The organism is Thiomonas sp. SCN 64-16 (assembly GCF_001725585.1).
Lineage (GTDB): Bacteria > Pseudomonadota > Gammaproteobacteria > Burkholderiales > Burkholderiaceae_C > Thiomonas > Thiomonas arsenitoxydans.
This window is the reverse complement of the sequence record NZ_MEGQ01000021.1, coordinates 58,005-65,264: the sequence shown is the minus strand read 5'-3', so window position 1 is coordinate 65,264 and position 7,260 is coordinate 58,005. Positions and strand designations below refer to the sequence as shown.

The following is a 7,260-nucleotide window of genomic DNA, read 5'->3' as shown; positions in this document are numbered from 1 at the left end:
TGGGGATTCATTTGTTATAGATGGGGGCGTAAGCCCCCACTCGATCAGCCAAAGAACATGCCTTTTACCCACTTGAAAAGCACAGCAATCACAGCGACGCCGATAATCGCCGCGCCGATGGCTCCGATAGCCTGGTTACCGTCAGACGAAAACGTCGAGGCAGCCGATGCCGCAGCCGTGGTCACAGCGTCAGCGAAGGCGAAAGGCACCAGGCCAAAGAGAGCTGCGAACCCCGCAGCGAGGTAAAGCCAACCCTTACGAATGAACTGCATATCAACTCCTTGAGTTTGTGAGGAAACGAAGCACCACGCGCACCACGAAGGCAAACGCGGCAACGGTCAGCAATGCAGCGGCCAGCTGGCCCGCATCTGCTTGTGTCAGCCCGATGTTGTCGGGCGAACAAGGGATACTCGCCGCGCTGCCAGGGGCAGATGCCGCGACGCAGTAGTAAGTCATCAGGCCGCCTTTTGAGGCGTGCGAGCGCCCACGACGATCTGATTGCGCCGACCCTTACGGTCGGTCACTGGTTGCAGCTCAAGCACGAGGTCAATCGGGCCTTTCCAGGTGGAAACGAGCTGCTTGGCCATCGCCAATTCGCATTGAAGGACGCTAGTCCGGTCACCCGCCGCGTCACCGCGGCGTGTGTCCAACGGCTCCAAAATGTGAAGCTCACCGAACTGGATAGGCTCGCCGCCGTCAGGCGTGAAATCGAGCGACGTGACGCCCGTGAGACGGGCTTGCATTTGCATGTTCATACACACTCCTCAGGCTCGAATACATGGGCCACAGCGGAGCGTTCGAGCCTTCTGGGCACTCCTGGCCTTGAAAGGGCTTCCATGACCTGATCAGAGGTCATCGAGGCCCGGAGGACGTGAAGAAAAGGGCCGTACTGCGTGCGCACCACTTCGCTCATGCGCTCGACACTGATTTGGCCCTCCTTTTGTTGGGTGGCAATACGTGCCGGAGCGTGATCAGACAGACCTTGAAGAGCCTTGTACGCACCGGCGAAATAGCGACCGGGGTTCGTCAGAACATCGAGTGGAATCTCACGGTCGTTGTTGCGAATCTCGACCTCAAAACGAACCCACTCGGAATCCTGGCGGCCAAGCTGGCGGCCCTTCTCATAGACTCGAAGAATTTTTCCGTTCTCCCGCCTGCCGATCTCAAGCGTCCGCCCATGCACGGGCTGTTCGCTGAGCCAGTCTCCCGGCGTCGAATGACGGGGATTGCGCCCGCCGTTGTTGAAAAGACCGTCCTTAAGCCACTGGACGGCATCCTTTATGCCAAACTCACCTTCTAGAAAATCAAGTGCCAAATCGACGCGGGTGATCTTGACTTCACGCTGTTCTTCAAGCCAGTCGAGGACGCCCCACCAATGCTTCACGACTCTAGAGCCGGAGCCGGACAGTTCGAGCCTGGCGCGGTTCTGATGCAACGCGCCACCCCAGTCGCACCGGCCAATGTTGACCATCTGGCCGAAGCTGCGCACGAAGAACTTGACGCCACGGTCATAGCCCTTTGTCGGAGGGGCCTCAGCGCCAGAGACTGCGCCAATAACGCGCTTCAGCAGTTCCCAACACTCCGCGCCTACATCGAGGTCATGGGACTCTGGAAGGAAGGTGACAGAAAACCAGTCAATCGCCACATCCTCAGCGCTTCGGGGACTTTCCCCCCCTGTTAGACGGGGGGGGAACTCACGCGGCACCGCCGCAGTAGAAAATGGGTTCATTTCACGGAAGCCCGATGTATGCAGGAGGATTCGAGATAGCGCGCAACAGAATCAGCCCCTCGAAGCTCCAGATAGGACTGATTGAAGGGCGAACGTGCGCACCGACGCCGAGCGTCAGCAACATCACCAGTAGCGCAACGACCAGGAGGGACTTCATCGAAGAGAGGCAGCTGGAGCGCCTCGAGGTCAGGCCGCGCGCGCGGCAGCTTTGAGCGAGGCATCACGAAATTCCTTCTGCAATGCGGTCACGAACGGGAAACCGCGCTTCATGCCCACGATCAGAGCCATGTTCATGCTCGACAGATGGTTTTCCGGGTAGAACGCCAGCACGCGACGGCAGCAGTCATCACAATGGACGTTCCAAATCGGATAGAGGTGACGTGCACCGCGATCAGTGGCCGATTTGGCTTGTGCGCAATGTGGGCAGGTGTTGCGTTGCATCGTTGCTCCGAGTAGAGTTCGAGTCACAAAAAACTGTGAGGCAGAACCTATCACAATTCACTGTGATACTTGTAACTCAGAAGGTAAAAAAAGTAACAATGAACATCAAAGAACTAGTCGATGCAGCAGCAGTAGAGGCGCGGAATCAGCGCGCGCTCGCAGAAAAACTTGGCGTGCACCCCAACATGGTCACGCACTGGAAAAGCGGGAAGCACAAGCCAGATGCGACACAAATTGCCGCACTTGCAGAGTGTGCCAATCTGCCCATCCTTGAGACGGTCGCAGAGATCGAGGCTGATCTAGACGAACGAAACGGCGAGATCTGGAGGCGCGCATTGCGCTCGCTTCAAGGTGCAGGAGTCGCCGCAGCCGTTACCGGGCTGCTAGTCGCCGGTGAGTGTGGAACAGGGGTTAACGAAACAAAAACATGCGCGCCTAATGCACATATGTTCTCTAATTGATGCCCAGCCACAAGGCTGGAATGGCGCTCTTACCAGGAGCCCTGCGGTCTATCCTTGCCCAGCGCCTTGGCGATCATGTTGGCGATGTCCTTGTGGTTCATTTGGGTTGCCAAGGTCAACGCGGTGTAGCCCATGGCATTTTTGAGCTTCGGATCGGCGCCTTCTTCCAGCAGCAGCTTCACCGTGCTGTCATAGCCAAAATACGCCGCCATCATCAGCGGCGTGGAGCCGTTGGGCGCGGCGGCGTCTATGTAGGCGGAATGTTCGAGCAGATACTTGACGACTTCGGTACGCCCCCGGGTGGCGGCATAGGACAGCGGCGTCCAGCCCGGTTTGTTGATTTCCGCACCTTTTTCGACCATAAGCTTGACGATGCCAAGATCGCCCTGAAGGCAGGCGATCATCAGCGCATTTTCGTCGGATGGGTTCAGGTAATTGAGATGAATATGCGGATCATCGATCAATACCTTGGCGACTTTGAGGGAGTTGTAGCGCAGCGCCAGATACAGCGCCGAATTACCTTTGCTGTCCACCGCGTTCGGGTCGAAACCCTGCGCCAGCAGACTGCGCACGGCGCCCACGTCGTCGATATTGACGGCGCGGAAAAAGTCGGTGTAAGCCCCGGCGTAAGCCCAACCACCCGAGCCCGCGAGCAGCGCGGCCACGGCGGTAGATTGGAGAAATTGGCGCCGAACTCTATTCATAAAACACCTTAGTTATTATTCTTAAAACTATGATTTATTGTAGAAATAGCCGAGTGAAATTATCGCTGGTCTGTTCTGCCAGCGTCTCCCGATCCACGCCGCGCAATTCGGCCAGGTAGTCGGCGACGTAACTCACATAGGCCGGTTCATTGGTCTTGCCGCGGTGCGGCATGGGGGCTAGATAGGGGCTGTCGGTTTCGATCAGCAGGCGGTCGGCAGGAATTCGCACCGCCACATCGCGCAGCGCCTGGGCGTTCTTGAAAGTGACGATGCCCGCGATGGATATGTAGAAGCCCAGATCGAGGGCGCGCTGCGCGACATCCCAGTTTTCGGTGAAGCAATGCATCACGCCCCGCGCACGTCCCTGCCCTTCCTCGGCCAGAATGGCGAGGGTGTCTTCGGCGCTGGCGCGGGTGTGAATGATCAGCGGTTTGTCGAGCTGCAAGGCGGCACGAATATGCACCCGAAAGCGCTCGCGCTGCCATTCCATATCGGCCACGGTGCGCTCGCCCAGACGGAAATAGTCGAGCCCGGTTTCACCGATGCCGACCACGCGCGGCAATTGGGCCAGGCGCGTGAGGTCCTCAACCGTGGGCTCGCGCACGCCTTCGTTATCGGGGTGCACCCCCACAGAAGCCCACACCCCGGGATAGCGCAGCGCGATGGCGTGCACCACGTCGAATTCTTCGAGCGTGGTGCAGATGTTGAGCGCCCGCGTCACGCCTTTGTCGTGCATATGCGCCAGCACGTCGTCGAGGCGTTCTTCCAGGCCCGGATAGGCCAAGTGGCAGTGGGAATCGGTCAGTGTGGCGGTCATTTCAGCGGTATTTCGGGCGGCATCAAATGGTGTTGGTCGGCTTGCCGCTGGCCTCGGCGGCGCCCAGCGCTTCTTCGATTTTCACCTTCAGGTGCCGTGCCTTGTCGTCGGCGGGAAAACGCACGCCGATGCCCTGCGGGCGGTGGTTGGCGGCATTGGCCGGATTGATCCAGGCGACTTTGCCTTCGACCGGATAGCGCTGCGGATCGTCCACAATGGTGAGCAGTAGATAGACGCCCTCCCCCAGTCGATACTCGTGCGGCGTGGGCACAAAAATGCCGCCCTCGGGGAAGAAGGAAATGTACGAGGCATACAGCGCCGGTTTTTCCTTGATGGCCAACTGAAGGACGCGGGGCTTGTTGGCGGCAACGCTTGCGGCGCGGGGTGCGGTAGCCATGAATCAATCTCCTCGGGAGAAAATCTGGGCAAATTCTAGGAGCAGTGCGTCGCTGGCGAGTGCCTGGTTCAAGGGAAAACCGGCCAGCCGTTGTTTCTGGCGCCAGCCGTCCAGGGCATCAGCCAGTTTCAGCGGTGCGATGCGCTGGGCGAGTGCGGTCAAAGCCGGCAATTTTTGCGGCAGATAAAGCGGGGGCGCGCCAACCTGCACGCGCTGCAGATCGCTGCCGATTTTCAGCAGGCTCGCGACGCCAGCCGCCTGATCGGGCGGCGGCGGCAGGGTGGACGACTGCGGACGGGCGGCTTGACGCGACAAGGCGTCGAGCAGGCTTTCGGCCCATTCCAGCCCCAGCGCCGGGTTGGCCTGATAGACCGCGCCCTGGCTCCAGGCCAGCACGGCCTGCTGCGCCCCCGCCGCCTCCGTCTTCCCGCCGAGTTGTTGCTGCGCCTCGGCGGCCCCCGGGCGCGGCAGTGCCGCCAGACGACAGCGGCTGCGAATCGTGGGCAGCAAGGCGTCGAGCCGGTGGGCGCCGAGCAGAAACTGCACGTCTTCCGGCGGCTCTTCGAGGGTCTTGAGCAGCGCGTTGGCCGCGGCTGCATTGAGCGCATCGACCGGATAGATCAGCGCCACCTTGGCGCGGCCGCGGTGGCTGGTGCTCACCGACCAATCGTTGAGGCGGCGGATCTGCTCGATGCGGATCTCCTGGCTCGCCGTCTTGGTTTCGGAGCGCGGCGCGGTCTCTTCAGACGGGTTCAGGCCGAGTTCGGGCCACATCGCCTCGGGCGCTGCGATCAGTAAATCGGGGTGCGTGCCCGCCGCCAGTAGTGCGCAACTGGCGCAGTGCCCGCAGGCCTTGGAAGTAGACAGGACAGCAGGAAGCCGAGCCGCCTCAGGCTCGGAGGCTGCGAGCGACTGGGGCGATTCGCACAGCAGCGCGTTAGCCGTGCGCTGTAGCAGCGGCCATTTTCCATAACCCTGCGGTGCGTGAATCAGCCAGGCAGAATTCATTGGGAATCAAATTCTTGTAAAACTTTCTTCAAATATTCTGTGATGGTCTTTTGTACCGCTTCCGGGGTTTGCGTGCCATCGATCACCCGCCATTTTTCGGGCGAACTGGCGGCCTGATGTAGGTAGTTGGCGCGCACCCGGGCAAAAAAATCAACGCTTTCCTGCTCGAAACGGTCGCGCTGCCGCGTCTGCGCCAGACGCTGCGCGGCCACCTCGGGCGGCACATCGATCAGGATGATGCAGTCCGGGCACAGCCCCGGATGCACCCAGCGGGCCAGGGCTTCGAGCCGCTCAGTGGGAATGCCCTTGCCGCCGCCCTGATAGGCGAGCGTCGCCGCGGTGAAGCGGTCGCAAACCACGTCTGTGCCGCCCAGCAAGGCCGGCTCGATGACGCGCAGCACATGCTCCTGCCTTGCCGCGAACATCAGCAGGGCTTCGGTTGCCGGGCGCATGGTCTGGTGCAGCAGCAGTTCGCGGATTTTTTCGCCGATTTCGGTGCCGCCCGGCTCGCGGGTGAGCATGACTTGGCGGTTGGCTGCGCGCAGCACATCGACCACGGTCTGCAACTGGGTCGATTTGCCGGCGCCGTCGATGCCCTCGAGAGAGACGAACAGGCCGGGACGGTAGGGATTGAGTGCGCTCATGGAGTCTTGAGGATGTAACGCGCTACAGCCGCATTGTGCTGCGCAAGCGTGTCGGAAAACTGGCTGGCGCCGTTGCCACGAGCCACGAAATACAGCGCCTTGATCGGTGCGGGATGCAATGCCGCCTGCAGCGACGCCTCGCCCGGAAGCGCGATGGGCGTGGGCGGCAGGCCGTTGATGATGTAGGTGTTGTAGGGCGTGAGCGTTTGCAGGTCACGTTTGGTGATATTGCCGTTGTAGCGCGCGCCCATGCCGTAGATCACGGTGGGATCGCTCTGCAACGGCATGCCCGCGCGCAGACGGTTGATGAACACGGCGGCGATTTTTTCGCGATCAGACGGCTCGCCGGTTTCTTTCTCGATGATCGAAGCTAGAGTGAGCGCCTGCTGCGGCGTTTTCAGCGGTAGGTCGGGCGCGCGCTGCGCCCACGCGGCGGCCAGGCGTTTTTGCATCGACTGATAGGCGCGGCGCAGCACGTCCAGCTCTGACGAGCCTCGCGCATACAGATAGGTATCGGGGAAAAACTCACCCTCGGGCGGCGTCTGCGCCGGAGCGCCGATGCGCTGCATGATCTGCTCAGGGGTGAGATCGCCCACGTCATGCTGCAGACCGGGCGCCTTCGCCAGCGACTGCAGCATCTGCTCAAAAGTCCAGCCCTCGGGAATGGTGACCGAGAGCAGCGTCTGATCGCCGCGCGCCATGCGTTCGAGCAACACCCACGGCGTCATGCCGGTGCTGATTTCGTAGCTGCCGGCCTTGATTTCCGTACCGCGCCCGCTCAGACGGGCCAGCCAATAGAACAGGCGCGGCTGCAGGTCGGCGCCCTGCGCCCTGATCTGTTGCGCCGCCGACAGGGCGGAACTTCCGGGGCGTACCGAAAAGTCGAGCGGGCTCTCGCGCAGGGCGATGGGCTGGTTGGCCCACCAGACAAACGCCCCGGCCGCCAAGGCCAGAGCGATTAAACCGAGAAGAAGGAGTTTTCGCAGAAAACGCACGTTGCAAGTGGAGGGAAGTTGCCGCCGGGGCGCGGACCGCCGCGCGCCCGTGGCGGGTAACCTT

12 protein-coding genes are annotated in these 7,260 nt (G+C 61.2%); 1 reads left to right on the top strand and 11 read right to left on the bottom strand.

The genetic code is table 11. The annotated features are described in order from the left end of the window. Positions 1 to 44: 44 nt before the first annotated feature. The 5 genes from ABT24_RS07590 to ABT24_RS07570 all read right to left on the bottom strand — a co-directional run bounded on the left by ABT24_RS07590 (position 45) and on the right by ABT24_RS07570 (position 2,170). Complete coding sequence (locus tag ABT24_RS07590) at positions 45 to 272, bottom strand: hypothetical protein (RefSeq protein ID WP_276728245.1); 228 nt, start codon at positions 270 to 272, stop codon at positions 45 to 47. Position 273: 1 nt separating this feature from the next. After that, entirely contained in the window at positions 274 to 456 is a 183-nt protein-coding gene (locus ABT24_RS07585; RefSeq protein ID WP_276728248.1) for a hypothetical protein, read from the bottom strand. Next, the gene (locus ABT24_RS07580) at positions 456 to 755 is read right to left on the bottom strand and encodes a hypothetical protein (RefSeq protein WP_276728250.1); all 300 of its coding nucleotides are present in this window, start codon (positions 753 to 755) and stop codon (positions 456 to 458) included. Before ABT24_RS07580 ends, ABT24_RS07585 begins: the two co-directional genes overlap by 1 nt. Beyond that, positions 752 to 1,645 (bottom strand): replication initiation factor domain-containing protein, encoded by an 894-nt coding sequence (locus ABT24_RS07575; protein ID WP_286737620.1) that lies wholly within the window; start codon positions 1,643 to 1,645, stop codon positions 752 to 754. The genes ABT24_RS07580 and ABT24_RS07575 overlap by 4 nt, the downstream gene beginning before the upstream one ends. A 270-nt stretch (positions 1,646 to 1,915) precedes the next feature. Then, positions 1,916 to 2,170, bottom strand: a complete 255-nt coding sequence (locus ABT24_RS07570; protein ID WP_276728256.1) for a hypothetical protein — start codon at positions 2,168 to 2,170, stop codon at positions 1,916 to 1,918. Between the two features lie 98 nt (positions 2,171 to 2,268). Here ABT24_RS07570 and ABT24_RS07565 point away from each other — a divergent pair, with 98 nt between their 5' ends. Further along, positions 2,269 to 2,631: a helix-turn-helix domain-containing protein gene (locus tag ABT24_RS07565; RefSeq protein ID WP_276728259.1), complete on the top strand. Its 363-nt coding sequence runs from the start codon at positions 2,269 to 2,271 to the stop codon at positions 2,629 to 2,631. 29 nt (positions 2,632 to 2,660) lie between these two features. Here the strand turns inward: ABT24_RS07565 and ABT24_RS07560 are convergent, their stop codons facing one another. The 6 genes from ABT24_RS07560 to mltG form a co-directional block, all read right to left on the bottom strand. Next, entirely contained in the window at positions 2,661 to 3,296 is a 636-nt protein-coding gene (locus ABT24_RS07560; protein ID WP_231836477.1) for an ankyrin repeat domain-containing protein, read from the bottom strand. A gap of 73 nt (positions 3,297 to 3,369) precedes the next feature. Then, positions 3,370 to 4,152: a TatD family hydrolase gene (locus ABT24_RS07555; RefSeq protein ID WP_276728264.1), complete on the bottom strand. Its 783-nt coding sequence runs from the start codon at positions 4,150 to 4,152 to the stop codon at positions 3,370 to 3,372. Positions 4,153 to 4,174: 22 nt separating this feature from the next. After that, complete coding sequence (locus ABT24_RS07550) at positions 4,175 to 4,549, bottom strand: PilZ domain-containing protein (protein ID WP_013105864.1); 375 nt, start codon at positions 4,547 to 4,549, stop codon at positions 4,175 to 4,177. 3 nt (positions 4,550 to 4,552) lie between these two features. After that, complete coding sequence (locus ABT24_RS07545; RefSeq protein WP_276728268.1) at positions 4,553 to 5,557, bottom strand: DNA polymerase III delta subunit-related protein; 1,005 nt, start codon at positions 5,555 to 5,557, stop codon at positions 4,553 to 4,555. Continuing rightward, positions 5,554 to 6,201 (bottom strand): dTMP kinase, encoded by a 648-nt coding sequence (tmk, locus tag ABT24_RS07540; protein WP_276728271.1) that lies wholly within the window; start codon positions 6,199 to 6,201, stop codon positions 5,554 to 5,556. Before tmk ends, ABT24_RS07545 begins: the two co-directional genes overlap by 4 nt. Beyond that, complete coding sequence (gene mltG, locus ABT24_RS07535) at positions 6,198 to 7,196, bottom strand: endolytic transglycosylase MltG (RefSeq protein ID WP_276728275.1); 999 nt, start codon at positions 7,194 to 7,196, stop codon at positions 6,198 to 6,200. Before mltG ends, tmk begins: the two co-directional genes overlap by 4 nt. Between the last annotated feature and the right edge of the window lie 64 nt (positions 7,197 to 7,260).

Excerpts from the sequence above, each read along its gene's own strand:
- ABT24_RS07590 (WP_276728245.1), bottom strand. The coding sequence starts at position 272 with ATGCAGTTCATTCGTAAGGGTTGGCTTTACCTCGCTGCGGGGTTCGCA.
- ABT24_RS07585 (WP_276728248.1), bottom strand. The coding sequence starts at position 456 with ATGACTTACTACTGCGTCGCGGCATCTGCCCCTGGCAGCGCGGCGAGT.
- ABT24_RS07580 (WP_276728250.1), bottom strand. The coding sequence starts at position 755 with ATGAACATGCAAATGCAAGCCCGTCTCACGGGCGTCACGTCGCTCGAT.
- ABT24_RS07570 (WP_276728256.1), bottom strand. The coding sequence starts at position 2,170 with ATGCAACGCAACACCTGCCCACATTGCGCACAAGCCAAATCGGCCACT.
- ABT24_RS07565 (WP_276728259.1), top strand. The coding sequence starts at position 2,269 with ATGAACATCAAAGAACTAGTCGATGCAGCAGCAGTAGAGGCGCGGAAT.
- ABT24_RS07555 (WP_276728264.1), bottom strand. The coding sequence starts at position 4,152 with ATGACCGCCACACTGACCGATTCCCACTGCCACTTGGCCTATCCGGGC.
- ABT24_RS07550 (WP_013105864.1), bottom strand. The coding sequence starts at position 4,549 with ATGGCTACCGCACCCCGCGCCGCAAGCGTTGCCGCCAACAAGCCCCGC.
- ABT24_RS07545 (WP_276728268.1), bottom strand. The coding sequence starts at position 5,557 with ATGAATTCTGCCTGGCTGATTCACGCACCGCAGGGTTATGGAAAATGG.
- tmk (WP_276728271.1), bottom strand. The coding sequence starts at position 6,201 with ATGAGCGCACTCAATCCCTACCGTCCCGGCCTGTTCGTCTCTCTCGAG.